The 26,073-nt window shown below is 45.3% G+C and carries 23 protein-coding genes, 4 tRNA genes and 1 pseudogene; 2 read left to right on the top strand and 26 right to left on the bottom strand.

What is annotated here, in order from left to right; translation table 11 throughout:
• Window positions 1-2: 2 nt before the first annotated feature.
• The 25 genes from rplW to ACXAH2_RS15375 all read right to left on the bottom strand — a co-directional run bounded on the left by rplW (window position 3) and on the right by ACXAH2_RS15375 (window position 23,523).
• Window positions 3-299, bottom strand: coding sequence for a 50S ribosomal protein L23 (gene rplW, locus ACXAH2_RS15495; protein WP_353666881.1), 297 nt, complete (start codon window positions 297-299; stop codon window positions 3-5).
• Window positions 296-901: a 50S ribosomal protein L4 gene (gene rplD / locus ACXAH2_RS15490; protein WP_475079753.1), complete on the bottom strand. Its 606-nt coding sequence runs from the start codon at window positions 899-901 to the stop codon at window positions 296-298. Before rplD ends, rplW begins: the two co-directional genes overlap by 4 nt.
• 12 nt (window positions 902-913) lie before the next feature.
• Window positions 914-1,552 carry a 50S ribosomal protein L3 gene (gene rplC / locus ACXAH2_RS15485; protein WP_353666879.1) on the bottom strand — a complete coding sequence of 213 codons (639 nt, stop codon included), beginning with the start codon at window positions 1,550-1,552 and terminating at the stop codon, window positions 914-916.
• Between the two features lie 127 nt (window positions 1,553-1,679).
• Window positions 1,680-1,991 carry a 30S ribosomal protein S10 gene (rpsJ, locus tag ACXAH2_RS15480; RefSeq protein WP_012071937.1) on the bottom strand — a complete coding sequence of 104 codons (312 nt, stop codon included), beginning with the start codon at window positions 1,989-1,991 and terminating at the stop codon, window positions 1,680-1,682.
• A 208-nt stretch (window positions 1,992-2,199) separates the two neighbouring features.
• Window positions 2,200-3,423, bottom strand: a complete 1,224-nt coding sequence (gene tuf, locus ACXAH2_RS15475; RefSeq protein ID WP_475079751.1) for an elongation factor Tu — start codon at window positions 3,421-3,423, stop codon at window positions 2,200-2,202.
• 35 nt (window positions 3,424-3,458) lie between these two features.
• Complete coding sequence (gene fusA / locus ACXAH2_RS15470; protein ID WP_475079749.1) at window positions 3,459-5,552, bottom strand: elongation factor G; 2,094 nt, start codon at window positions 5,550-5,552, stop codon at window positions 3,459-3,461.
• A 21-nt stretch (window positions 5,553-5,573) separates the two neighbouring features.
• Window positions 5,574-6,047: a 30S ribosomal protein S7 gene (rpsG, locus tag ACXAH2_RS15465; protein ID WP_353666876.1), complete on the bottom strand. Its 474-nt coding sequence runs from the start codon at window positions 6,045-6,047 to the stop codon at window positions 5,574-5,576.
• 94 nt (window positions 6,048-6,141) lie between these two features.
• Window positions 6,142-6,513, bottom strand: coding sequence for a 30S ribosomal protein S12 (gene rpsL / locus ACXAH2_RS15460; protein WP_013659444.1), 372 nt, complete (start codon window positions 6,511-6,513; stop codon window positions 6,142-6,144).
• Between the two features lie 136 nt (window positions 6,514-6,649).
• A complete protein-coding gene (gene rpoC / locus ACXAH2_RS15455; RefSeq protein ID WP_475079747.1) occupies window positions 6,650-10,852 on the bottom strand; it encodes a DNA-directed RNA polymerase subunit beta' in 4,203 nt (1,400 codons plus the stop codon).
• 65 nt (window positions 10,853-10,917) lie between these two features.
• Entirely contained in the window at window positions 10,918-15,018 is a 4,101-nt protein-coding gene (rpoB, locus tag ACXAH2_RS15450; RefSeq protein ID WP_475079745.1) for a DNA-directed RNA polymerase subunit beta, read from the bottom strand.
• A gap of 190 nt (window positions 15,019-15,208) precedes the next feature.
• The gene (gene rplL, locus ACXAH2_RS15445) at window positions 15,209-15,580 is read right to left on the bottom strand and encodes a 50S ribosomal protein L7/L12 (RefSeq protein WP_353666873.1); all 372 of its coding nucleotides are present in this window, start codon (window positions 15,578-15,580) and stop codon (window positions 15,209-15,211) included.
• An 82-nt stretch (window positions 15,581-15,662) separates the two neighbouring features.
• Window positions 15,663-16,163 carry a 50S ribosomal protein L10 gene (gene rplJ / locus ACXAH2_RS15440; RefSeq protein WP_475079743.1) on the bottom strand — a complete coding sequence of 167 codons (501 nt, stop codon included), beginning with the start codon at window positions 16,161-16,163 and terminating at the stop codon, window positions 15,663-15,665.
• A gap of 226 nt (window positions 16,164-16,389) precedes the next feature.
• Window positions 16,390-17,085 (bottom strand): 50S ribosomal protein L1, encoded by a 696-nt coding sequence (gene rplA, locus ACXAH2_RS15435; RefSeq protein ID WP_475079741.1) that lies wholly within the window; start codon window positions 17,083-17,085, stop codon window positions 16,390-16,392.
• Complete coding sequence (gene rplK / locus ACXAH2_RS15430) at window positions 17,085-17,519, bottom strand: 50S ribosomal protein L11 (protein ID WP_353666870.1); 435 nt, start codon at window positions 17,517-17,519, stop codon at window positions 17,085-17,087. The genes rplA and rplK overlap by 1 nt, the downstream gene beginning before the upstream one ends.
• A gap of 48 nt (window positions 17,520-17,567) precedes the next feature.
• Window positions 17,568-18,101 carry a transcription termination/antitermination protein NusG gene (gene nusG / locus ACXAH2_RS15425; protein ID WP_475079739.1) on the bottom strand — a complete coding sequence of 178 codons (534 nt, stop codon included), beginning with the start codon at window positions 18,099-18,101 and terminating at the stop codon, window positions 17,568-17,570.
• Window positions 18,102-18,110: 9 nt separating this feature from the next.
• Complete coding sequence (secE, locus tag ACXAH2_RS15420; RefSeq protein ID WP_475079737.1) at window positions 18,111-18,479, bottom strand: preprotein translocase subunit SecE; 369 nt, start codon at window positions 18,477-18,479, stop codon at window positions 18,111-18,113.
• Between the two features lie 40 nt (window positions 18,480-18,519).
• Window positions 18,520-18,595 (bottom strand) — tRNA-Trp (locus ACXAH2_RS15415).
• Window positions 18,596-18,710: 115 nt separating this feature from the next.
• Window positions 18,711-18,786 (bottom strand) — tRNA-Thr (locus ACXAH2_RS15410).
• A gap of 1 nt (window position 18,787) precedes the next feature.
• A tRNA-Gly gene (locus ACXAH2_RS15405) sits at window positions 18,788-18,862 on the bottom strand.
• Between the two features lie 3 nt (window positions 18,863-18,865).
• Window positions 18,866-18,949, bottom strand: a tRNA-Tyr gene (locus ACXAH2_RS15400).
• A 75-nt stretch (window positions 18,950-19,024) separates the two neighbouring features.
• Window positions 19,025-19,732: an SPOR domain-containing protein gene (locus ACXAH2_RS15395; protein ID WP_475079736.1), complete on the bottom strand. Its 708-nt coding sequence runs from the start codon at window positions 19,730-19,732 to the stop codon at window positions 19,025-19,027.
• The gene (locus ACXAH2_RS15390) at window positions 19,733-20,461 is read right to left on the bottom strand and encodes a type III pantothenate kinase (RefSeq protein ID WP_475079734.1); all 729 of its coding nucleotides are present in this window, start codon (window positions 20,459-20,461) and stop codon (window positions 19,733-19,735) included.
• The gene (locus ACXAH2_RS15385) at window positions 20,445-21,398 is read right to left on the bottom strand and encodes a biotin--[acetyl-CoA-carboxylase] ligase (RefSeq protein WP_475079732.1); all 954 of its coding nucleotides are present in this window, start codon (window positions 21,396-21,398) and stop codon (window positions 20,445-20,447) included. Before ACXAH2_RS15385 ends, ACXAH2_RS15390 begins: the two co-directional genes overlap by 17 nt.
• A 37-nt stretch (window positions 21,399-21,435) precedes the next feature.
• Window positions 21,436-22,305, bottom strand: a complete 870-nt coding sequence (locus ACXAH2_RS15380) for a phytanoyl-CoA dioxygenase family protein (RefSeq protein ID WP_475079730.1) — start codon at window positions 22,303-22,305, stop codon at window positions 21,436-21,438.
• A gap of 42 nt (window positions 22,306-22,347) precedes the next feature.
• Window positions 22,348-23,523 (bottom strand): alpha/beta hydrolase, encoded by a 1,176-nt coding sequence (locus ACXAH2_RS15375; RefSeq protein WP_475079728.1) that lies wholly within the window; start codon window positions 23,521-23,523, stop codon window positions 22,348-22,350.
• 90 nt (window positions 23,524-23,613) lie between these two features.
• On the opposite strand from ACXAH2_RS15375, the gene ACXAH2_RS15370 reads away from it, so the two are divergent.
• Window positions 23,614-24,048: a GNAT family N-acetyltransferase gene (locus ACXAH2_RS15370; RefSeq protein WP_475079726.1), complete on the top strand. Its 435-nt coding sequence runs from the start codon at window positions 23,614-23,616 to the stop codon at window positions 24,046-24,048.
• 124 nt (window positions 24,049-24,172) lie between these two features.
• On the top strand, window positions 24,173-25,513 hold the full coding sequence (locus ACXAH2_RS15365) for a GH1 family beta-glucosidase (RefSeq protein ID WP_475079724.1): 1,341 nt from the start codon (window positions 24,173-24,175) through the stop codon (window positions 25,511-25,513).
• Window positions 25,514-25,634: 121 nt separating this feature from the next.
• On the opposite strand, the pseudogene ACXAH2_RS15360 reads toward ACXAH2_RS15365, so the two are convergent.
• A pseudogene (locus ACXAH2_RS15360) lies at window positions 25,635-25,778 on the bottom strand (IS256 family transposase); the annotation flags it as partial.
• Window positions 25,779-26,073 lie beyond the last annotated feature (295 nt).

Raw genomic sequence — 26,073 nt, 5'->3', positions numbered from 1 at the left:
CCTTATTCAGCGACCATGAAATCAATTTCTTGGCCTTCAACCAAACGTACGTACGCTTTTTTCACGTCGCTACGCTTGCCTAGACCACGAATTGTGCGCTTAGTTTTACCTTTTTGGTTCAACGTGCGTACAGATTCTACTTTGACTTCGAAAAGTGCTTCGATAGCTTGTTTGATTTCAGGTTTTGTTGCATCACCAGCTACACGAAAAACGTACTGACCATTACCTTCGGCAACGATAGTCGCTTTCTCAGAGATGTGTGGACCCAACAGAACTTTATAAATACGTTCGCCGATCATGCTAGTGCCTCCTCAACTTGTTTCAGAGCACCAACTGTCACCAACACTTTGTCGTATGCAATCAAGCTAACAGGATCAATAGACGCTGCATCACGTACATCCACGTTCGGGATATTACGAGCTGCTAAAAACAGATTATCATCTAACTCATGAGAGACAACTAAAACGTTTTCAACATTCAATTCTGCCATTTTTGCTGTGAAGAGCTTAGTTTTTGGCGCTTCCAACTTCAGTTCTTCAACGACAACAAGACGGTCTTGACGTACTAATTCAGACCAGATGGTGCGCATTGCTGCACGGTACATCTTCTTGTTCACTTTCTGAGAGTGGTCTTGCGGCTTAGCAGCGAAAGTCACACCACCAGAGCGCCATAGAGGGCTTCGGATAGTACCTGCGCGTGCACGACCAGAACCTTTTTGTTTCCAAGGTTTACGACCGCCACCTGCTACTTCAGAACGTGTTTTCTGAGCGCGAGAACCTTGACGAGCACCTGCCAAGTAAGATGTTACTACTTGGTGAACTAGTGCTTCGTTATATTCACGAGCAAAGGCTACATCAGAAACTTCAACCGTTCCCTTAGCACCTGTAAGATTCAAGTTCATTGTCTACCCCTCTTAGCGAGCTTTAACAGCTGATTGAAGAATAACATCACCGTTTACTGCACCAGGAACCGCACCTTTCACAAGGATTAGATTACGTTCAGCATCAACACGAACCACTTCTAGAGATTGTGTTGTTACTTGAGCAGCGCCCATGTGGCCAGCCATTTTCTTGCCTTTCCAAACACGACCAGGTGTTTGACATTGGCCAATGGAACCAGGAGCACGGTGAGACAATGAGTTACCGTGAGTAGCGTCTTGCGTACGGAAGTTATGACGCTTAACGGCACCTTGAAACCCTTTACCCTTTGATTGACCAGTAACGTCAACCAATTGGATAGATTCGAAATCAGCAACCGTTAGCTCATCGCCAACGTTGATTTCTTTTTCGTCACCAGACAGGCGGAACTCCCACAAACCACGACCCGCTTCAACGTTCGCTTTTGCAAAATGACCTGCAGCAGCTTTATTTACGCGGTTAGAACGGCGAGCACCCACAGTAACTTGAACAGCTTGATAGCCATCCGTTTCTGCAGTTTTCACCTGTGTAACGCGGTTCGGTTCAACCTCGATGACGGTTACTGGCACGGATACACCATCTTCATTGAAGACACGTGTCATTCCGGCTTTACGTCCGACTAATTGAATAGCCATTTTTTACCTCATTTGCCAGTTGTGTATGGGGCTATCACCCGCTACGGCTGACCATTCCAGATCATTCCACTAATGTGCATAAGCCGACTGATAACCAGCCGGTTCTCGCACCCCAAACTTTGGACTATTAACCCAAAGAAATTTGTACTTCCACGCCTGCCGCAAGGTCTAGCTTCATTAGAGCGTCAACAGTTTTTTCTGTTGGCTCAACGATATCTAGAACGCGTTTGTGTGTACGGATTTCATATTGATCACGCGCATCTTTGTTTACGTGTGGAGAAATCAATACTGTGTAACGCTCTTTACGAGTAGGAAGTGGAATCGGTCCACGCACTTGCGCACCTGTACGTTTCGCTGTATCCACAATTTCTTGTGTTGAAGCATCAATCAGACGATGATCGAAAGCTTTCAGACGAATACGGATTTTTTGGCTTTGCATTTCCAACTCCAAATACAATGTTGTAATGACTTAACTGTACATTTATTAAGCCACAATCCTTTTTTAAGGACGGCGAATATTAGCCACTCAAAAACTGGTTGTCAAGTAACCAATTTCAAAGTCAGCAAATAAACCACAAAATAAAAAGGCTGCCTGCAATCAGACAGCCTTTTTGAGAAAGTTAAACAGTTAAATAATTAACTATTTATTACTTTAGGATTTTAGCTACAACACCTGCACCTACTGTACGACCACCTTCACGGATCGCGAAACGTAGACCTTCGTCCATCGCGATTGGGTGAATTAGCTCAACAGTCATTTGGATGTTGTCACCAGGCATAACCATTTCTACACCTTCAGGTAGAGAACAAGCACCAGTTACATCAGTTGTACGGAAGTAGAACTGTGGACGGTAACCTTTGAAGAATGGAGTGTGACGACCACCTTCATCTTTGCTTAGTACGTATACTTCAGCTTCGAACTCAGTGTGAGGAGTGATAGAACCAGGTTGAGCCAAAACTTGACCACGCTGAACATCTTCACGCTTAGTACCACGAAGAAGGATACCACAGTTCTCACCAGCACGACCTTCGTCAAGAAGTTTACGGAACATCTCAACACCAGTACAAGTCGTCTTAGTGGTCTCAACGATACCAACAATTTCAACTTCTTCTTGAACCTTGATAATACCGCGCTCTACACGACCTGTTACTACTGTACCACGACCTTGGATAGAGAATACGTCCTCGATAGGCATGATGAATGCACCGTCGATTGCACGCTCTGGCTCTGGGATGTAAGAGTCTAGAGTTTCAACTAGAGTCTTAACAGCAGTTGTACCCATTTCGTTGTCATCTTCACCGTTCAATGCCATCAAAGCAGAACCTGGGATGATTGGAGTATCATCACCTGGGAAGTCGTACTCAGATAGAAGGTCACGCAATTCCATTTCTACCAACTCTAGCATTTCAGCGTATTCTTCAGAATCCGCACCACCACAGTCTTCAGCAAGAAGGTCAGCTTTGTTTAGGAAAACAACGATGTATGGTACACCCACCTGACGAGAAAGAAGGATGTGCTCACGAGTCTGAGGCATTGGACCATCAGTCGCACCACATACTAGAATAGCGCCGTCCATTTGAGCCGCACCAGTGATCATGTTTTTAACATAGTCAGCGTGCCCTGGGCAGTCTACGTGTGCATAGTGACGAGTTGGAGAATCATACTCAACGTGAGAAGTTGAGATGGTGATACCACGCTCACGCTCTTCTGGAGCGTTGTCGATACCCTCGAAAGCAACGGCTTCACCGCCGAATACTTCTGCACATACGCGAGTTAGTGCTGCTGTTAGAGTAGTTTTACCGTGGTCAACGTGACCGATAGTACCAACGTTAACGTGTGGTTTACTACGTTCGAACTTTTCTTTTGCCATGATACATACACCTTAAGTATTAGTAAGTATGATGATTAATCTTCATTTTTGATGATCGCGTCTGCCACACTAGCTGGTGCTTCAGCGTATTTCTCAAACTCCATTGCATAACTTGCACGACCTTGCGACAAGCTACGCACGTCAGTTGCATATCCGAACATTTCCCCGAGAGGAACTTCAGCACGAATAATCTTCCCTGACGGGGAATCGTCCATCCCCTGAACAATACCACGACGACGATTCAGGTCTCCCATCACATCCCCCATGTACTCTTCAGGAGTTACAACTTCCACTTTCATCACAGGCTCAAGAACACAAGGATCAGCATCAACCGCTCCTTTTCTCAAACCTTGAGAAGCTGCAATTTTAAAGGCCATTTCGTTAGAGTCAACATCATGGAAAGATCCATCGAACAATACCACTTTCAAACCCAATAATGGGTAGCCAGCGATTACACCGTTCTTCATTTGCTCTGAAACACCCTTTTCTACTGCAGGGATGTATTCTTTAGGAATAACACCACCAACAATCTCGTTAACGAACTCAAGTCCATCCTCATCAGACGGAATCAACTTCATTACGACGTGACCGTATTGACCACGACCACCAGACTGACGCACAAATTTGTGGTTAACTTCCACCTCTTTGCGAATTTTTTCTCGATAAGACACTTGTGGCTTACCGATATTAGCTTCCACTTTAAACTCGCGTTTCATTCGATCCACAAGAATATCTAAGTGAAGCTCGCCCATTCCGGAAATAATGGTTTGCCCTGTCTCTTCATGTGTTTCCACACGGAAAGATGGGTCTTCTTGCGCTAACTTACCCAAAGCAACAGACATTTTCTCTTGATCTGCTTGAGACTTAGGCTCAACTGCAACAGAAATAACTGGCTCAGGAAACTCCATTCGCTCAAGAACAACAACATCGCCCATATCACAAAGAGTGTCACCGGTAGTGACGTACTTCATACCAACGGCGGCCGCAATGTCGCCCGCCAACACTTCTTTGATCTCTTCACGATTATTGGCATGCATCTGCACCATACGACCAATGCGCTCACGTTTCTGCTTAACAGAGTTGTAAACCGCATCACCCGATTTAAGGGTGCCTGAATACACACGAATAAATGTCAGTGTCCCAACAAACGGGTCAGTAGCGATTTTAAACGCCAACGCAGAAAATGGCGCTTCGTCATCCGCAGTACGAGTAACGACGGTTTCACCATCTTCTAGCGTTCCTTCTATCGCTTTAACTTCAAGCGGTGAAGGCATGTATTCAATAACGGCATCCAGCACAGCTTGAACGCCTTTATTTTTAAAAGCAGAACCACAAGTCACCAGCACGACCTCATTATTTAGAGTACGAGCACGTAGACCTGCTTTTATATCCTCAATAGACAAATCGCCTTCTTCAAGGTATTTATCCATCAATTCTTCATTTGCTTCTGCTGCTGCCTCGAGCATTTGCTCGCGCCATTCAGCGGCAACGTCTTCTAGATCAGCAGGTATATCTTCCAAACGGTAAGTCATACCTTGATCTTCTTCGTTCCACATAATGGCTTTCATCAATACCAAATCAACAACGCCTTTGAAATCTTCTTCAGCGCCAATGTTGATTTGAATTGGGACAGCATTTGCACCCAAACGAGTTTTAAGCTGTTGAACCACCGAGAAATAGTCAGCACCGGTACGGTCCATCTTATTGACGAACACCATACGCGGTACTTCATATTTATTCGCTTGACGCCAAACAGTCTCAGTTTGAGGCTGAACGCCAGAAGAACCACAAAGCACAACGACCGCACCATCCAGTACACGCAATGAACGTTCCACTTCAATCGTGAAATCTACGTGTCCAGGCGTATCAATAATATTGATACGGTGCTGATCAAACTGTTGACTCATCCCACTCCAGAAGCAAGTTGTTGCTGCCGAGGTGATAGTAATACCGCGTTCTTGCTCCTGCTCCATCCAATCCATGGTAGCTGCACCATCGTGCACCTCACCAATCTTATGAGATAGACCAGTATAGAAAAGAACACGTTCAGTCGTCGTCGTTTTACCTGCATCAACGTGCGCACAGATACCGATATTACGGTAGCGGTTGATAGGGGTTTTACGTGCCACTGTGTATACTTCTCCGGACGATTAGAAACGGTAGTGAGAGAATGCTTTGTTAGCTTCTGCCATACGGTGAACGTCTTCACGTTTCTTAACTGCAGAACCTTTGTTCTCAGCAGCATCAAGGATCTCGCCAGCAAGACGTAGAGCCATTGATTTTTCACCACGCTTACGAGAAGACTCTACCAACCAACGCATAGACAAAGCTGCACGACGAGCTGGACGAACCTCTACAGGCACTTGGTAGGTAGCACCACCAACACGGCGAGACTTAACCTCAACCATTGGTTGGATAGCTTCTAACGCTTTTTCGAAGATAGCCATTGGCTCTTCTGTTTTAGCGCGCTCTGCAACAGTGTCTAGGGCACTGTATACAATGTGCTCAGCTACAGATTTTTTACCACTAACCATTACGTGGTTAATGAACTTAGCAAGCAATTGACTTCCATGCTTAGGATCTGGAAGTACTTCACGCTTAGCGACGACGCGTCTTCTAGGCATTTCTATATCCTCTTCAGGTTAGCCCGAGACAATAAAATACTGCTCGGCCTTACTGTATTAAAAAATTGTGTCTAAACGATGAACTAAGTAATGCTTACTTAGGACGTTTAGTACCGTACTTAGAACGGCCTTGCTTACGGTTTTGTACGCCTGAAGTATCCAAGCTACCACGAACTGTGTGATAACGAACACCTGGAAGGTCTTTTACACGACCGCCACGAATCAGCACTACACTGTGTTCTTGTAGGTTGTGACCTTCACCACCGATGTAGGAAGTTACTTCGAAGCCGTTAGTCAAGCGAACACGACATACTTTACGCAAAGCTGAGTTAGGCTTTTTAGGCGTAGTTGTATATACGCGAGTGCAGACACCGCGGCGTTGCGGACAAGCTTGTAACGCAGGAACGTCACTCTTTGCCACTTTACGTTTACGTGGTTTACGAACCAACTGGTTAACGGTTGCCATTAGACAAGCTCCAAAAATCCAATTCTCATGGCGGAAATCGCCAAAATTAAGGAGGCGCAAGTTTAATTTGCGCCTATAAAACAGTCAATAGGGAGGCGACTAAAAAATCACCTCCCTTTCGATTTAAAGCAAATAATTAGTCTTTTAGTGCGGCACTCAATGCTTCTTCAACATCAGATGCACTTACTGTAGGACTAACTTCATTTGCCAATTGCGCAGAATCTTTCTTCTTCTTACGCTCATTGTGGTATGCCAAACCGGTACCCGCTGGAATCAGACGACCTACTACAACGTTTTCTTTCAAGCCACGCAAGTGGTCTTTCTTACCTGTCACAGCACCTTCGGTCAAGACACGAGTAGTCTCTTGGAAAGATGCAGCAGAGATGAAGGACTCAGTTGCCAAAGAAGCTTTGGTGATACCTAGAAGCACACGCTCAAACTTAGCAGGGAATTTACCTTCTGCTTCCGCTTTCTCGTTTGCATCCAATAGTTGAGTCAACTCAACTTGGTCACCTTGGATCAGATCTGTATCACCAGACTCACCTACTTCTACTTTACGTAGCATTTGACGCACGATAACTTCGATGTGCTTATCGTTAATCACAACACCTTGTAAGCGATATACTTCTTGCACTTCGTTTGTAATGTAGTCAGCCAGTGCTTCTACACCTTGAAGACGCAAGATATCGTGAGGGCTTAGAGGACCGTCGGCAATGATTTCACCTTTAGCCACTTCTTCACCGTCGAAGATGTTGATTTGACGCCATTTCGGAATCAAAGTCTCGATTGGATCGCTACCATCTTGTGGTGTGATAACCAAACGGATTTTGCCCTTAGTTTCTTTACCGAAGCTCACCACACCAGAAGCCTCTGCCATAACAGCAGGATCTTTAGGACGACGTGCTTCGAATAGGTCAGCCACTCGTGGCAGACCACCGGTGATATCCTTGTTACCTTGCGATTCTTGAGGAATACGCGCTAGTACTTCACCAGACTTAACAGTTGCACCATGATCCAAGCTCAAAAGTGCTTTTTCAGGCAACAGGTACTGTACTGGAGAGTCTGTACCAGGGATATGCACTGGATTACCATCCGCATCAACAACCGAGATCATTGGACGCAAGTCTTTACCTGCAGATGGGCGATCTTTCATTTCCAACACTTCGATGGTAGTCAAACCTGTCATTTCATCGGATTGACGGCGAATGGTTACATTCTCCTCCATACCGCTGAATTCTAGGCGACCTTCCATCTCAGATACGATTGGGTGGGTGTGTGGATCCCAGTTAGCGACCACTTGGCCAGCTTCTACTGTGTCCCCTTCACGCACGCTCAATACCGCACCGTAAGGAAGTTTGTAACGCTCTTTCTCACGACCTGCTTCATCAGCAATTGCCAACTCAGAAGAACGAGATGCCACAACCAAATGACCCGTATCACGCTCGATACTCTTCATTTTGTGGAAACGTACTGTACCGGCACTCTTCACTTGAACACTGTCTACTGCAGACGCTCGAGAAGCCGCACCACCGATGTGGAAAGTACGCATGGTCAACTGAGTACCAGGCTCACCGATAGACTGTGCCGCAACAACACCAATCGCTTCACCAATATTCACTTCATGACCACGAGCCAAATCACGACCGTAACACTTAGCACACACACCGTGGCGTGTTTCACAAGTGATAACAGAACGGATTAACATTTCGTCTACACCAGCCGCTTCAATCGTGCGCACATCGTGCTCATCGATCAAGGTGCCCGCTGGCAACACTAGGTTACCTTTGGCGTCGTTTACGTCTTGTGCTACCACACGACCCAACACACGCTGACCTAGTGGAACTACTACGTCACCACCTTCGATCATGGCATTTACCACGATACCATTGGTCGCGCCACAGTCTGTTTCTGTGATTACCAAGTCTTGCGCAACGTCTACTAGACGACGCGTCAAATAACCGGAGTTCGCTGTTTTCAATGCGGTATCGGCAAGACCCTTACGAGCACCGTGAGTGGAGGTAAAGTACTGAAGTACTGATAGACCTTCACGGAAGTTCGCAGTGATTGGCGTTTCGATGATGGAACCATCTGGTTTCGCCATCAAACCACGCATACCACCCAACTGACGCATCTGAGCCACACTACCACGGGCACCAGAGTCGGCCATCATGTAAACCGAGTTGAAGGATTGTTGCTCAACCTCTTCACCTTCTTTGTTTACTGTGGTTTCTTTCGCCAAGTTGTTCATCATGGCTTCAGTAACGGCTTCGTTAGTACGAGACCACAAGTCAATTACCTTGTTGTATTTCTCGCCCTGCGTTACCAAACCATCAGCGTACTGATATTCGATTTCTTTAACTTCTTCTTCCGCTTTAGCAATGATTTCTGCTTTCTCTGGCGGAATAACGAAGTCATCTACACCAACTGAAGAACCAGATGCTGTTGCGTACGCGAAACCTGTGTACATCAACTGGTCAGCAAAGATACAGCTCTCTTTCAAGCCCACTTTACGGTAACACTCATTGATCAGGTTAGAGATTGCCTTTTTCTTCATTGGTTGGTTAACCACAGAGAAAGGAAGGCCATCTGGCACGATATCAAACAACAAGGCACGACCAACGGTGGTATCTGCAATGAAAGTAGAAGCGACTTTTTCGCCTTCTAGGGTCGTATCCACTTGGTTAATACGCACTTTTACTTTGGCATGCAAATCAACTTGTTTCGCACCATAAGCACGGTGTACTTCTTTGATGTCAGAGAACGCCATGCCTTCACCTTTGGCATTGATTTTCTCACGCGTCATGTAGTACAAGCCCAATACCACATCCTGAGAAGGCACGATAATCGGCTCACCGTTTGCTGGTGATAGAATGTTGTTCGTTGACATCATCAAAGCACGGGCTTCAAGCTGAGCTTCGATTGTCAAAGGAACGTGAACCGCCATTTGGTCACCGTCAAAGTCAGCGTTGTACGCCGCACAAACTAACGGGTGCAATTGGATCGCTTTACCTTCAATCAACATAGGTTCAAACGCTTGGATACCCAAACGGTGAAGTGTTGGTGCACGGTTAAGCATTACTGGATGTTCGCGGATAACTTCATCAAGAATATCCCACACCTCAGGTGTTTCACGCTCTACCATTTTCTTAGCCGCTTTGATGGTTGTCGCCATACCGCGCAACTCAAGCTTAGAGAAGATAAATGGTTTGAACAGTTCCAATGCCATCTTCTTAGGAAGACCACACTGGTGTAGACGCAAAGATGGACCCACTGTGATTACAGAACGGCCAGAGTAGTCTACACGCTTACCAAGCAGGTTCTGACGGAAACGACCTTGCTTACCTTTGATCATGTCTGCCAAAGATTTCAATGGACGCTTGTTAGAACCCGTGATGGCACGACCGCGACGACCGTTATCAAGCAAAGCATCAACAGATTCTTGCAACATACGTTTTTCGTTACGTACGATGATGTCTGGAGCCGATAGCTCTAGTAGACGCTTCAAACGGTTGTTACGGTTGATGACTCGACGGTACAAATCGTTCAAGTCAGATGTCGCGAAACGACCACCCTCTAGCGGCACCAATGGGCGTAGATCTGGTGGTAGAACTGGCAATACATCAAGCACCATCCACTCTGGGTTGTTACCAGAATGATAGAAAGCTTCAACCAATTTCAGACGCTTAGACAGCTTTTTGATACGAGTTTCAGAATTCGTGCTATTTAGCTCTTCACGCATTCTGTTGATTTCTTCTGGCATGTCCAAATCGCGTAGTAGCATTTGAACCGCTTCCGCACCCATACGGGCATCAAACTCGTCACCAAACTCTTCCAGTGCTTCAAAGTACTGTTCGTCGTTTAGCAATTGGCCTTTTTCAAGCGTCGTCATACCTGGATCGATCACGATGAAAGATTCGAAGTAAAGAACACGCTCGATATCACGCAAGGTCATATCCATGATAAGACCGATACGAGATGGCAAAGATTTCAAGAACCAGATGTGAGCCACTGGCGAAGCAAGCTCAATATGCCCCATGCGCTCACGACGCACTTTAGACAGAGCTACTTCAACGCCACACTTCTCACAAATAACACCACGGTGTTTCAAACGCTTATATTTACCACACAAGCATTCGTAGTCCTTGATAGGACCAAAGATTTTGGCACAGAACAAACCGTCACGCTCAGGCTTGAACGTACGGTAGTTGATGGTCTCAGGCTTTTTAACTTCACCGTAAGACCATGAACGAATCATATCTGGTGATGCCAAGCCAATGCGGATCGCATCAAACTCGTCAGATTGTCCTTGTGATTTTAGAAGACCTAATAAGTCTTTCATGGATATTCGCCCCACTCATAAGGCTGGGGAAGTGTCTTCCCCAGCAGGTCAAATGTGATTCGTGCTTATTCGTTTTCCAACTCGATGTCGATACCAAGAGAACGGATCTCTTTGACCAACACGTTGAAAGACTCAGGCATGCCCGGTTCCATACGATGATCGCCATCAACGATGTTTTTATACATCTTAGTACGACCATTCACATCATCCGACTTAACAGTCAACATTTCTTGTAGAGTATAAGCAGCACCGTATGCTTCAAGTGCCCACACCTCCATCTCACCGAAACGCTGACCACCGAATTGCGCTTTACCACCCAGCGGCTGCTGAGTAACCAAGCTGTAAGAACCAGTAGAACGCGCGTGCATCTTGTCATCAACCAAGTGGTTCAATTTCAACATGTACATGTAACCAACCGTTACCGGACGCTCAAAAGCATCACCAGTACGACCGTTGTACAAAGTCACCTGACCACTTTCGTTTAGACCAGCAAGACGCAACATACGCTTGATCTCAGCTTCTTTCGCACCATCAAAAGCACCCGACGCCATTGGCACACCACCAGTAAGGTTAGATGCCAAGGTTAGGATCTCTTCGTCGGTGAAACTGTCTAGATCTTCCGTACGCGCACAACGCAAGTCGCCTTCGTAACCATTGTAGATTTCACCAAGGAATCCACGCAGTTCTTTCACGGCTTCTGCTTTTTCACGCTCTACTGCAAGCATTTCATTGATCTTACGACCTAAGCCTTTAGACGCAGCACCCAAGTGAGTTTCCAATACCTGACCCACGTTCATACGAGAAGGAACACCTAGTGGGTTCAAGACGATGTCCACCGGATCACCGTTCTCATCGTATGGCATGTCTTCTACCGGCATGATTTTAGAGATTACACCCTTGTTACCATGACGGCCGGCCATTTTATCACCCGGCTGAATGCGACGCTTTATCGCCACGTAAACTTTAACGATCTTAAGAACGCCAGGCGCCAAATCGTCACCTGTTTGTAGCTTACGCTTCTTATCTTCGAATTTCGCATCTAGCTCTTTACGACGTTCGATCAAAGCCGCTTGCGCTTTTTCAAGCTGCTCGCTTGCTTCTTCGTTTGCTACGCGAATTTTGAACCACTCTGAATGATCAAGATTCGCTAGGTAATCCTCAGTGATGACCGCATTACGCGCCAAGCCTGGACCACCTTCTGCTTGCTGACCCACTAGGGCTTCAGCCAAACGCTCGAAAGTCGCTTTTTCTACGATACGGAACTCTTCGTTCAAGTCTTTACGCACTTGATCCAATTGAGATTTCTCAATCGATTTCGCACGTTCATCTTTCTCGATACCATCACGAGTGAAGACTTGTACGTCGATTACTGTACCGCGAGTACCTGTTTTAACACGCTGAGACGTGTCTTTAACATCAGATGCTTTTTCACCGAAGATAGCACGCAACAGCTTTTCTTCAGGCGTTAGTTGAGTTTCACCCTTTGGCGTTACCTTACCAACAAGAATATCACCTGGCTCTACTTCAGCACCGATATAAACGATACCGGAAGAATCCAGTTTAGATAGTGCACCTTCACCAACGTTTGGAATATCCGCTGTGATTTCTTCAGGCCCAAGCTTAGTATCACGAGCCACACAGGTTAGCTCCTGAATGTGAATAGAAGTGAAACGATCTTCTTCTACAACACGCTCAGATACAAGGATGGAATCCTCGAAGTTAAAGCCGTTCCAAGGCATGAAAGCGATACGCATGTTTTGACCAAGCGCCAAATCACCCATATCGACAGAAGGACCGTCTGCCATGATATCGCCAGCAGCAACCTTCTCACCTTTCATTACCAATGTACGCTGGTTAATGCAGGTATTTTGGTTAGAACGAACGTATTTGGTTAGGTTATAGATATCTACACCCGCCTCACCTGCAACCGTTTCTTCAGAGTTCACACGAACAACGATACGGCTAGCATCAACGGATTCAATTTCACCACCACGACGAGCAACGATACAAACGCCAGAGTCTTTCGCGACGTTTTTCTCCATACCAGTACCAACCACAGGCTTATCGGCCTTCAGTGTCGGTACGGCTTGACGTTGCATGTTCGATCCCATCAAGGCACGGTTTGCGTCATCGTGCTCAAGGAACGGAATCAAAGATGCCGCAACAGATACAACCTGACGTGGCGATACGTCCATCAAGTTTACTTTTTCTTTTGGTATCAAAGTGGTTTCGTGCATGTGACGAACTTGCACCAAGTCATCAACCAAACGACCCTCTTGATCCACGCTTGCAGATGCTTGGGCAACGACGTATTTCGCTTCGTCAATTGCTGAAACATAAACCGTTTCATCAGTGATCTTGCCATCTACTACCTTGCGGTAAGGCGTCTCCAAGAAACCATAGCTGTTAGTGCGAGCATAGGTTGACAAAGAGTTAATCAAACCGATGTTTGGACCTTCCGGTGTTTCGATAGGACAAACACGACCATAGTGAGTAGCGTGCACGTCACGTACCTCAAAGCCAGCACGTTCACGTGTCAGACCACCAGGCCCCAATGCAGAAACACGACGCTTATGCGTTACTTCTGACAACGGGTTGTTTTGGTCCATGAACTGTGACAGTTGGCTAGAACCGAAGAATTCTTTGATCGCTGCCGCAACTGGCTTAGCATTCAATAGATCCTGAGGCATTAGGCCGTCAGCTTCTGCCATAGACAGACGCTCTTTAACCGCACGCTCAACACGTACCAAACCAACACGGAATTGGTTTTCAGCCATTTCACCAACCGAACGAACGCGACGGTTACCAAGGTGATCGATGTCATCAACCATGCCGTTACCGTTACGGATATCCAGCAAGGTTTTTAGTACAGCAACGATATCTTCGTTATCTAGAACGCCAGAACCTGTGTCTTCATCGCGACCTAGGCGACGGTTGAACTTCATACGACCAACAGAAGACAAGTCGTAACGATCTTCAGAGAAGAACAAGCCTTGGAATAGACCTTCAGCAGACTCTTTGGTTGGTGGCTCGCCTGGACGCATCATGCGATAGATCTCAACCAACGCCTCTAACTGATTGCTGGTCGGATCAATGCGTAATGTATCAGAAATGAATGGACCGTTATCCAAGTCATTTGTATACAGGGTTTCCACTTCAGTGATACCTGAAGCAACCAAAGCTTCCAGCAGATCAACAGACAATTCAGTGTTGGCTTCTGCAATCAACTCACCGGTTGTTGGGTGAACTAGGTTCTTCGCAGTCACTTTACCAAGCATGTATTCTAGTGGCACAGCAAGACGTTCAAGACCTGCTTTTTCCATAATACGAATGTGCTTAGCTGTGATACGACGACCTTCTTCTACAATCACTTCACCGTTTGCATCAGCAATATCAAATAACGCAGTATCACCACGTAGACGGTTAGCAATTAGCTCCATTTCGAAGCCATCACGACTCATGAAGAAGCGTGTTGTTTCAAAGAAAGTCTCAAGTATTTGCTCAGTACCGTAACCCAAAGCGCGCAGCAAGATAGTTGCTGGCAACTTACGACGACGGTCAATACGAACAAATACACAATCTTTTGGATCAAACTCGAAATCCAACCATGAACCACGGTAAGGAATTACGCGAGCTGAGTGTAGCAATTTACCTGAAGAGTGAGTCTTACCACGATCGTGGTCGAAGAACACACCAGGTGAACGGTGCAATTGAGATACAATTACACGCTCAGTTCCGTTGATAACAAAAGTACCATTGTCTGTCATAAGCGGAATTTCGCCCATGTAGACTTCTTGCTCGCGGATGTCTTTGATGGCCTTGTTGGACGACTCTTTATCATAAATGATGAGTCGTACACGAACACGTAAAGGTGCCGCGTAGGTGACACCACGCAACTGACACTCTTTAACATCAAATACTGGCTTGCCTAAACGGTAATCGACGTATTCTAGCGCCGCATTGCCGGAAAAGCTGACCATTGGAAAGACAGATTTAAAGGCCCCATGCAGACCTAATTCCCCACGCTCTGCAATCGCTTTACCTTCTTGCAGAAAATTGCGATAGGATTCAAGCTGAATTGCCAGCAAGTATGGCACATCCAAAACGGGCGGCAGTTTACCGAAATCCTTACGGATACGTTTTTTCTCAGTGTATGAGTAAGCCATCAGCATTCCCCAGCTTGTGCACATTGACGCAAAAGGCCCAAATCAGGCCTTACCATTGATGGGAGAATTTCTCTCCCATTTAAAAAAATTCTGTAGATTTTATTTGAGTTTCTGAAACCCAAAAAGGCCGGTGACATAAATGTCACCAGCCATTTCGACTAGCGGTCGAAATCGGGAAATACAAGTAGCATTACTTGATTTCGACAGATGCACCAGCTTCTTCAAGAGCCGCTTTAAGTGCATCAGCGTCTTCTTTAGAAGCGCCTTCTTTAACAGTTGCTGGAGCGCCGTCAACCATTGCTTTAGCTTCTTTCAAGCCAAGACCAGTTGCTGCACGAACAGCTTTGATTACGTTAACTTTCTTATCGCCTGCAGCAGTAAGAACAACGTCGAATTCAGTTTGTGCTTCAGCAGCACCGCCAGCTTCAGCAGCTGGGCCAGCAGCAACAGCAGCTGCCGCAGTTACACCGAATTTTTCTTCCATTGCAGAAATTAGTTCAACAACGTCCATTACAGACATTTCTGCTACTGCATTGATGATATCTTCTTTACTTAGAGCCATGACTCAGATTCCTAGCATTCTTTAACATCACCCAAGGGTGACAAAACAAAATATTTATCAAGAAGGGATACGAAATATCGTCTTAAGCCGCTTCTTGCTCTTTTTGATCGCGTACTGCCGCAAGAGTACGTACAAACTTGCTGGTTGCGCCCTGCATAACACTCATCAGTTTCGCAATTGCTTCGTCGTACGTTGGCAAAGATGCCAAACGATCAATGTCGCCAGCTGGGATCAACTCACCGTTGAACGCCAACGCTTTCACTTCAAACTCGTCGTTTTCTTTTGCAAATGTTTTCAACAAACGGGCCGCAGCACCTGGGTGTTCGTTTGAGAAAGCAATCAAAGTTGGACCAACAAAGCTCTCAGTTAAGCACTCGAAGTCAGTACCTTCAACTGCACGGCGAGCCAAAGTGTTACGCACTACACGTACGAATACACCCGCTTCACGCGCTTCTTTACGAAGTGCTGTCATGCTGCTCACGGTAACACCGCGAGAATCAGCAACGACTGCAGACAACGCAGTTTTAGCTACTTCACTAACTTCGGCGACAATGGCTTTTTTGTCTTCTAGACCTAATGCCACTGGTTTTCTCCTGGATTAGCAGGGAACGTATTCCCCTATTTTTACCAACTCCCCGATCAATCGGAGTACTTGCTGGTGAGTTAGATCCAGTACATCTGAATCGGGCCACACCATCTGCGCAGGACAAATATTTTTCAACATTTGATTAAACCTAAAGGTTCCTACGGTCTTTGACGGCCTGCCAGGTAGCCAAGAAGCCACTAAGACAGACCCCAAAGCGCATGATTTAGAAGCTTAGCGCACCTAAATCAATTTGTAGACCTGGTCCCATTGTAGAAGACAAGGTTACTTTTTTCATGTAGACACCTTTCGCAGAAGCTGGCTTAGCACGACGCAGGTCAGCCAATAGAGCTTCAAGGTTGCCTTTGATCGACTCTGCTGTGAACTCAATAGAGCCAACACCAGTATGAACGATACCATTTTTATCTGTACGGTAACGCGCTTGACCTGCTTTTGCATTTTTAACAGCAGTAGCAACGTCTGGCGTTACAGTGCCAACTTTCGGGTTAGGCATAAGACCACGTGGACCAAGCACCTGACCTAGTTGACCAACGATGCGCATTGCGTCTGGAGAAGCAATAACCACATCAAAATCTAGAGCGCCGCCTTTTACTTGCTCAGCCAAGTCTTCAAAACCCACAACATCAGCACCCGCTTCTTTTGCAGCTTCAGCGTTTGCACCTTGAGCAAATACAGCAACACGTACGTCTTTACCCGCACCGTGCGGCAATACAGTAGAACCACGAACAACCTGATCAGATTTACGCGGATCAACACCTAAATTGATAGAGACATCAACTGACTCTTTGAATTTAACCGTAGACAACTCAGAAAGAAGAGCAACCGCCTCTTCTACAGAGTACAACTTAGTAGCATCTACTTTTTCTGCGATCAAGCGAGCGCGTTTAGTTAGCTTAGCCATTAGTTCACACCCTCAACTTCTAGACCCATAGCGCGTGCACTACCAGCAATAGTACGAACCGCCGCATCCATATCAGAAGCAGTCAAATCAGCCTGCTTAGCATTAACAATCTCTTCAAGCTGTGCACGAGTAACCGTACCCACTTTTTGAGTGTTAGGACGTGGAGAACCACTCTTGATACCAGCTGCTTTCTTAAGAAGCACTGCAGCAGGAGTAGATTTAGTTTCGAAAGTAAAACTACGGTCGTTGTAAACAGTGATGATTACAGGTGTTGGAAGACCTGGCTCAACATTTTGCGTTTTCGCGTTAAATGCTTTACAGAATTCCATGATGTTCACACCGTGCTGACCCAAAGCTGGACCAACTGGTGGACTTGGGTTCGCTTGACCCGCTTTAACTTGTAGCTTGATATAAGCTTCGACTTTTTTAGCCATTTTATAACTCCAGATGGGTCACTGCCCGAAGGCTACCCGTTTAAAAAATCAGGCTTTCTCAACCTGACTAAATTCCAAATCAACCGGTGTAGAGCGCCCAAAAATAAGCACCGCCACCTTGATTCGACTTTTATCGTAATCCACCTCTTCGACAACACCATTAAAGTCAGCAAATGGACCTTCGTTAACACGAACCACTTCACCCACTTCAAATAATGTTTTCGGACGAGGCTTATCAACACCATCGTTAACGCGCTGCAAAATAGCATCGGCTTCACGATCAGTGATTGGCGATGGCTTATCAGCTGTACCACCGATAAAACCAAGTACGCGTGACGTACCTTTCACCAAATGCCAAGAGTCATCATTCATATCCATTTGCACCAATACATAGCCTGGATAGAATTTACGCTCACTCTTGCGTTTTTTACCATCACGGATCTCAACCACTTCTTCGGTTGGCACCAAGATGTCACCAAAATTCTCTTCTTGCCCCATAACCTGCACTCGCTCAATTAGCGAACGCATTACGTGCTTTTCGTACCCTGAGTACGCTTGTACTACATACCATCGTTTGGTCACGAGTAGCTCCTAACTAATTACCGAGGACACAATCCAACTAAGAAGTGAGTCCACTCCCCACAGCACGAGAGACATAAAAACAACTACCGCCAACACTATAAGAGTTGTTTGCACTGTTTCTTGTCTAGTTGGCCACACTACTCTACGTATTTCAGTTTTTGCTTCTTTTGCCAAAGTAAAAAAAGCCTTACCTTTCGCAGTCTGCAGCGCAACAAAACCAGCCACAACAGCCAACACCAAAATAGCAATTAAGCGATACAACAATGATTCGGTCGCGTAATAATTATTACCAACTACACCAGCCGCAACCAATAAAACAACAATCGCCCATTTTAACACGTCCCCACGAGACGCTTGAGCTTCAGCACTCGAACTCATACTTTAGGTGATCCCTAACAAAGAAATAGGATACGATAAATGGCAGGCCAAGAGGGACTCGAACCCCCAACAGCCGGTTTTGGAAACCGGTGCTCTACCAATTGAACTATTGGCCTACATTCGTATGGGCGGAGGATGATACCGAAACATGCCTAGATTAGCAAGGGTATCTGCCCAAAAAACAGACAATAAAAAAGGCGGCCAAACCACCTATCTTTTGCTTAGACAAACTGGAGCTCATGAGCAGACTTGAACTGCCGACCTCACCCTTACCAAGGGTGTGCTCTACCAACTGAGCTACATGAGCTTGGAGCGGGTAGCGGGAATCGAACCCGCCTCTTCAGCTTGGAAGGCTGAGGTAATAGCCACTATACCATACCCGCAAATGGTGGAGGGAGGTGGATTCGAACCACCGAAACTTTCGTGGCAGATTTACAATCTGCTCCCTTTGGCCACTCGGGAACCCCTCCACTAACTCAAATGTTGCAATGCAACACCCCAAAAGGTGGGAGCCATTATATGAATCACTTTACTAATTGCAAGCACTAACAAGGATTTTTTTCTATTTTTATCATCATCTTGCTAAGATCAAAGCCTGATACAAAAGCTTCCCAGTCTGCCACCGTAACGGGATCTTTTATATCCACCTCAAATAGCGGCACATTTCGCATATGCTCATAGATATCAACAGGATAACCTGACACCTTTTCAATGCGCTGTTTTGCTTGCTCTGCTCTATCTTGAGATGAATACAAACCCAACGAAATACGGTTTTTCATCTCCGCTCGATTGATCACAAAACTGTCGATTTTCTTACTGGCCAAGTCTTTTACTATAACGGTCGCTTTTTGTGGAGTTTCAGGCGCAGGAATGTATAACCAGAATTTAGGTCGCTTTCCCGTTACTTCTTGCTCATCAAAAGGCCAGCCAACCTTCTGCAACTCCGCCTTAACCGCAGCGCGGGAAGATTGATTATCTGCCACAATACGAGGACATAACAGGTTCTCGGGTGATGGCGCAGATTGTCTCTCCACCACCTTATTTAAAGCATTAACCAAATCATCGTTCGACATCACGCCCGCGTTATAATCCTCCTCACTCACCGCAGCATCTTCAGAGAGCAAATGAATTTTCTCACTAACAGGCGGACCATAAATATTTTCTTTATTTTGAATAGCAGAGTCCTTTGCTAGGTTATGCCAACTCAAAAAAGCAGCGTTTAATAACACCACAAGAAGAAAAAGCCACTTCATTTACTGCCTCTTTAATAACTCATCACCAACTCGCTTAGCCCCCATGGCGACCAAATGCGGTTGATAATCCATTGTTATGTTTAATGATTCAAGCAAGGCTTTGGCGTCCCCACCTGTTGCCACCCATTGAAACGTAGGATGCTGTGCCTTAACTCGCTCAATAAAAGCCAATGCCATTTCATGCACACCCTCAACCACCGCTCTGGCCGTAGAATTTGGCAAAGTGTCAGCCAATTTAACTTCATCCGGCAAATAACGAATACGTGCCGTATTCGCTAATAATGAAGACTCCATCATTTTTAAACCAGGCGTAATATAACCACCCAAATGCAAACCCCGCTGATTAACAAAATCCAGCTTTATCGCAGTGCCAGCATCTAACACAATCTTATCGCCACCTAAGTGATAGGCAGCAACAACACCCAACCAACGATCTACACCCAACCGTTCCGGCTCAAAGTAGGCATTGGTGACACCGCAGGCTTGAGCTGTACTGCTCAAGTGAGACCAATCAGCATTTGGAAAAACCGCTTGTATATCCACATGAAGCAAAGCACTTTGCTCCTGAGAACGCACACTGGCAAAATAAATACGCTCCGGCATAAAACCCACTTTGCTAGGCGGTTCTTCTCCTCGCTCCACCCACAACACTTGCTCGCCACGAAAAGCCGTATATTTGATACTGGTATTGCCAGCATCAACAACCAATACCTCAGACGCGTCGGACACTCACTTCCCCTCCGTGCAAAGTCACCAGCTCACCATTCTCTTCCAGCAATAAAGCACCTTTCTCGTCGATTCCCTTGGCTATCCCTTGACGCTGCTGAGAAACTGACATCACCCGAATAGGCTGATTGAACAATACGTCATAAGCTTGCCAATGGGATTGAAAATGCTTCATACCATTACCATCTTCAAACCACCCACACACCTCAATCAGCTCTTTCGTCAATTCAGCTAGAAGAAAGTTACGACTTGGACGCGACGACAAACGTGATACCAAATCCGTCCAAGGCTGATCCACATTCGCCATCACACCTTCTTCCATTTCCACATTTAGACCAATACCGATAATGACGTCACACACGTCCTGATCCGCCACCATTTCGAGCAATATTCCACAAATCTTTTGACCGTCAATTTGCGCATCATTTGGCCACTTTAACCCCGGGTTAGGAATGCCTACCTTTTTTAGCACACGAGCAACCGCAACGCCCGCAGCCAAACTCAATCCTTCCACGACACTTGGGCCATTTTCAAAACGCCATACGAAAGAAAAAGTTAAATTCTTTGCTACCCCGGACTCCCATTGACGACCACGTCGACCACGACCATTGGTTTGTCTCTCAACAGAAAACAGCGCAGGCAATTGACCACCCTGCGCAATATAGTGCTTGGCATCACCATTAGTGGATTCAGTTTCAAAATCCAACTTAACAACCATCTCATCAGGCACGCCAAACTCTCTAAGAGAAGATTCTGACAACAACTCCAACGGCATCGGCAAACGATAGCCACGCCCCTTCACCGAATGCACTCGAACACCAATCGCTTCAAGCTTCTTTAATTTTTTCCACACCGCAGCGCGAGTAACGCCTAGCGCTTCTCCCAACTCCTCTCCTGAATGAAACTGATTGTCACTCAGTAAAGCCAGAACTGCTCGCATTTATCATGCCTCTACCATCATTATTGTTTTTAGGTATTTACCTAAATGCTGGAAAGACATTTCCAGCATTTGGTTGCAACCAGTTAACTTCTGGATAATCACATTTTTGATCAACAGCGTGCACCGCATAAGCATGGCGAGATTGCTTAGAACGATTCGCATAACTTAAATGCGGAAACTCACCATTTAACAAGACCAGCGAACCTTTAGGCACAGGCAAAGCCACCAATTCGCTGTCTTGCCATTGATGCTCTTTGATGGCCACCATTTTGGTTTCAATGGCTCGTGGTGCCAAACGTTCAAAGCGTTTAAGCAAGCCCACATTATGACCTTTTGGCACTCCCCAAAGACAACCGTTATCCAACGTCGCATCCTCAATCGCAAACCACAAACCAATCACGCTCATAGGATCTGTGTATAAAAAAGTGCTGTCTTGATGACAATTCACTTCGCCACCAATGCCTGGCTGTTTAAAAATATACATGGATTGTGCAGCTCTTGGCTCTTGCATACCCAATTGTTTCAACATACTGCCCCAAACACTAGATAAAGAAAAATCACGGAATAGGGCGTCTTGAGTATGTAAACCATGACCTACTTTATTAATAGAGTGTTCAAGAGCTTGCTTTAACTCACCCTGCTCATCGAACGCCTCTTCCTCAAAAAAAAATGAGATCTTATTCGCTGAATCGATAAAATATTGATCCGTATGGCGTGATTGCTCATTGGTGGTGAAAATAGAACGATATGCACTCGCATCAAACCCTGAAATTAAGGTCGCCATTCTTTCTTTGAGGGCATCACATACTGGCTCAGGAACCAATGACTCTATTACTAAATACCCATCATTATGATACTGCGCAACTTGTTTCTCCGTTAATACAACCGAAGGCAATTTAATTAACATAGTTTCCACCTCTACAACGAGCAAACAACAGACACAGTAGAACTAATTCGCATTCGCTTGCATAAAAAACGACACTTCCTTCATAAGAGAGGTAAAATCTGGATTCCAAGATAATCGAGCTGCATGAGCACTTTTGGCACTCAATTCATCCGACTTTTCACCAAACCAGTTTGCCTTATCAGAGCGGCATTGCTCGTATGCCTCTGGGTCATCAAAATACCAACCACACACTCGATATTCACCTTCCGAACCATAATAAGGGTTTTGTGGATTACCATGAACCGCCATATGTGACATACCTATAATACGCTGCTCAGGCCAACGGCTATTGTAAATCTTTAGACGATCCGAAACGCCACTCAATTTATCCAGACTGTACATCACCATCTGACTTTTAGAGCTAATAATGGCTTTATTAAAGACTTCCAGCGTCACTTTAGAATCTACCGTTTGATCTTGTTCAGACATGGCAATAAAGACGGGAATGTCCCGTGGCTTCTTCATCACCTTGTTACGCACTTCCTTTGCTAACTTATATGCTTCAGCCATCGCAGGAATTGGAATCGAAGCGTACTTAGCAAAGTCATCACTAGGATAATTATCGAGCCAATCTTTAACAGTGGCTAATAAAGGTAACAGCCAATCGATGGCGCTATTTACTTTTAATAACGGCGAAAATAAAACGACACCAGAAACCTTATCTGGATGTATCCAAGCGTACTCTATTGCCAACGCACCACCAGTGGAAAAACCACCAACGTACATTACATCCACCTCTTGTTCAAAAACCTCCGCGGCATGACGAAAGCTGTCACGCCAAGCCTGTCTAGGTGTTTCTAATAAATCGGCAGATTGCGTACCGTGACCCGGCAGCAAAATGACGCGCACTTGATAACAAGCTTGTTGCATCGCCAGCGCTGGATCTCGCATTGAAAATGGCGAATCGGATAATCCATGCGATAACAACAAGCCAATGCTTGGCTGTCCTGCACATTGCCTTGGATCTGGTTTCAACTCAAACGGCATCACAGCCGATAATTCTCGTGCTTGCTGCTGCTCGTCAACCCATACCTTATTTTGTTTTAAATACGCTTCACTACGAGCCATAAAATCATCAAATGATTCTCCTTGGCCATACTCTAACAGTGAATTTGCGGCACTTACCGAGATTGGCCAAAACCAAGCAAGCAATCCAAATACAAACAATTTACGCCACATGTCCTATCCCTCAATGTTACCTTCATTAAACTAGAATACAGTATGTTATAATGCTGTCTTCATATCATCCAAAGCCATACAACATTCAATATGACTTGCCCTTTTCCCAACGCCGAATTAGTCCCAGCACTCTGGTTCCCATTGGTAAAAAAGTTTTACCGAGCCTATTATCCAAGTGGAACCCCCAATAAAGCCGATCCGATTTGGGCTATTAAGCAAAAAGGCATAATCCTCACTGCCGTACGACTAAAGCAATTTGATGATTGTCAGCTTTTAACCGCGATGGTGACTCATCCGGATCATCGCAACCAAGGCCTTGGACATCACCTTCTTAAAAATCTACAAGCTATCTTAAACCAAAAAGCCTGTTACTGCTTCGCCCTTAATCATTTAACTGATTTTTATATATCAAACTACTTTCAGCCAATCCCACCAGAGCAACTTCCTAACGAATTAGAAAAACGATTTAGAAGCTATCAATCACAAGGGCGAAAAATCACATCTATGCATTATATTGCCCCTTAAATTATGCTTAAATAATCTTAAATCACTAAATACTATTAACTAATATTGACCTTTTTCCATACCCTCTATTACCTTTGTCGCACACTAAAACGACTCAATCACAAGATATGAATTTGAGGTATACATGACCATTAGCTTACCGAAACAATCTAAAATGCTGACTAAAGATTTTACCTTTGGTGTTGCTACTGCTGCTTTTCAAATTGAAGGGGCAAATACCACTGATGGTCGCCTACCCTCCATCTGGGATACTTTTTGCGCCACACCAGGTAAAGTGGTTAATGGTGATGACGGTTCATTAGCTTGCGACCACTACTATTTATGGGAAGAGGACATCGAACTCATCAGCAACCTTGGCGTTGATGCTTATCGTTTATCCATTGCTTGGCCAAGAATAATGGACAAACAAGGCCGGCCTAACGAGAAAGGCATTCATTTTTATCGTGAACTGCTCAGATCGCTGAAAATTAAAGGCATCAAAACCTTTGTCACACTTTACCACTGGGATTTACCTCAACACCTTGAAGACAATGGTGGCTGGGTGAATCGTGACACAGCTTACCGCTTTGTCGATTATGTAAATCTTGCCACACTGGAACTTGGCAAATGGGTGGATGCTTGGACTACCTTCAATGAACCATTTTGTTCTGCCATTCTTGGTTACGAATATGGCATTCACGCCCCTGGCTTGGCTTCTCCAAAATTTGGGCGACAAGCAGCTCATCACATATTATTAGCACATGGTTTAGCTCTGCCTATCATCCAACAAAACAGCCCTCAAAGTCAGGTCGGTATCGTATTGAATATGAATCGTACCTACGCGGCATCCGCGAAAAGTGAAGATCAGTTTGCGGCACTAGTACGAGAAACCTTAGATAATCAATTCTTCATTGAACCCTTACTCAATGGACAATATCCCAAGCTTTTAGAAAAACTCTTGCCAGAATATCTACCTACCGTACTGCCTGGCGACATGGAGATTATTTCACGTCCTATCGACTTTTTGGGCATGAACTTTTACACCTGCAACCACAATGAATACGACGAAAAGTCCTTATTCAAAGACGTTAAAAATCAGCAGGAAGTAGAATACACAGACATCGGTTGGGAGATTGCTCCTCATGCTTTCAGTGAGTTACTGATCAACCTAAACAAACAATATAATTTACCACCTATGTTTATTACCGAAAATGGTGCTGCTTGTGCAGATGAGATAATCAATGGCGAAGTAGATGACGATCAACGTGTACGCTATCTTAACAGCCACATTAATGCCGTTAACGATGCTATCGAAGCTGGAGTAGACATTCGAGGCTACTTTGCTTGGAGTCTAATGGATAACTTCGAATGGGCAGAAGGTTATAGTAAACGCTTTGGTTTGTGTTACGTCGATTATAAAACGCAAAAGCGAACCATTAAGCGAAGTGGGCATGCCTATAAGACATTGCTAGAAAGCCGAAACTAGATTCGGAATAAAAATTAAGCCCACTGACCAATACTCGATTTTGATGTTGATCAGCGGGCTTTTTTGTCTCTAAATAGAAGCTAGAAGTACTTTAAATTCCATTATGAGACCGTAGGGATTAAGCAGCTTCAAGATAAGTTGCTCGCTCAGCCTTCATTAGACTGTTAAGAGCCATCTCCATAAGCTTGTTTACACCTTCTGGTTGAGTGGTAAGTTGGTCTATCGCTACTTGAATTTGCTTAGCGTTTAGCTTTAAAGTATTCATAGTCTCTCTTTTGTTATTTAGTTTGTTTTTTGATCGGAACAAAATAAATTTAACGAAAGAGAGACGCTTATTAAAGCGCCGAGATACACTTTTGGGGACGGTATGGTTCACTTTTCAAAATCGTAGGTTTGATAAGGGAGGCACGACCTCTAGGGACGGTGTGTAGTTTGACTTTCCTACAGACGTAAAAAAGCCCTGACAGGATGTCCTATCAGGGCTTCTTATGTTTAAAGCTTGACGACGACCTACTCTCACATGGGATCTCCCACACTACCATCGGCGATGGCGCTTTTCA

This window comes from Marinomonas sp. ABL3_031, from assembly GCF_056161265.1.
This window is presented reverse-complemented; position numbering and strand designations above follow the sequence as displayed.

Coding starts and splice junctions, on each gene's coding strand:
- ACXAH2_RS15385 (WP_475079732.1), bottom strand. CDS start 21,398: ATGCGAGCAGTTCTGGCTTTACTGAGTGACAATCAGTTTCATTCAGGA.
- rplW (WP_353666881.1), bottom strand. CDS start 299: ATGATCGGCGAACGTATTTATAAAGTTCTGTTGGGTCCACACATCTCT.
- rpoB (WP_475079745.1), bottom strand. CDS start 15,018: ATGGCTTACTCATACACTGAGAAAAAACGTATCCGTAAGGATTTCGGT.
- rpoC (WP_475079747.1), bottom strand. CDS start 10,852: ATGAAAGACTTATTAGGTCTTCTAAAATCACAAGGACAATCTGACGAG.
- secE (WP_475079737.1), bottom strand. CDS start 18,479: ATGAGTTCGAGTGCTGAAGCTCAAGCGTCTCGTGGGGACGTGTTAAAA.
- tuf (WP_475079751.1), bottom strand. CDS start 3,423: ATGGCAAAAGAAAAGTTCGAACGTAGTAAACCACACGTTAACGTTGGT.
- rpsJ (WP_012071937.1), bottom strand. CDS start 1,991: ATGCAAAGCCAAAAAATCCGTATTCGTCTGAAAGCTTTCGATCATCGT.
- rplD (WP_475079753.1), bottom strand. CDS start 901: ATGAACTTGAATCTTACAGGTGCTAAGGGAACGGTTGAAGTTTCTGAT.
- ACXAH2_RS15375 (WP_475079728.1), bottom strand. CDS start 23,523: ATGTGGCGTAAATTGTTTGTATTTGGATTGCTTGCTTGGTTTTGGCCA.
- rplL (WP_353666873.1), bottom strand. CDS start 15,580: ATGGCTCTAAGTAAAGAAGATATCATCAATGCAGTAGCAGAAATGTCT.
- rplA (WP_475079741.1), bottom strand. CDS start 17,085: ATGGCTAAGCTAACTAAACGCGCTCGCTTGATCGCAGAAAAAGTAGAT.
- ACXAH2_RS15370 (WP_475079726.1), top strand. CDS start 23,614: ATGACTTGCCCTTTTCCCAACGCCGAATTAGTCCCAGCACTCTGGTTC.
- ACXAH2_RS15395 (WP_475079736.1), bottom strand. CDS start 19,732: ATGAAGTGGCTTTTTCTTCTTGTGGTGTTATTAAACGCTGCTTTTTTG.
- ACXAH2_RS15380 (WP_475079730.1), bottom strand. CDS start 22,305: ATGTTAATTAAATTGCCTTCGGTTGTATTAACGGAGAAACAAGTTGCG.
- rplK (WP_353666870.1), bottom strand. CDS start 17,519: ATGGCTAAAAAAGTCGAAGCTTATATCAAGCTACAAGTTAAAGCGGGT.
- ACXAH2_RS15365 (WP_475079724.1), top strand. CDS start 24,173: ATGACCATTAGCTTACCGAAACAATCTAAAATGCTGACTAAAGATTTT.
- rplC (WP_353666879.1), bottom strand. CDS start 1,552: ATGGCTATTCAATTAGTCGGACGTAAAGCCGGAATGACACGTGTCTTC.
- rpsL (WP_013659444.1), bottom strand. CDS start 6,513: ATGGCAACCGTTAACCAGTTGGTTCGTAAACCACGTAAACGTAAAGTG.
- rpsG (WP_353666876.1), bottom strand. CDS start 6,047: ATGCCTAGAAGACGCGTCGTCGCTAAGCGTGAAGTACTTCCAGATCCT.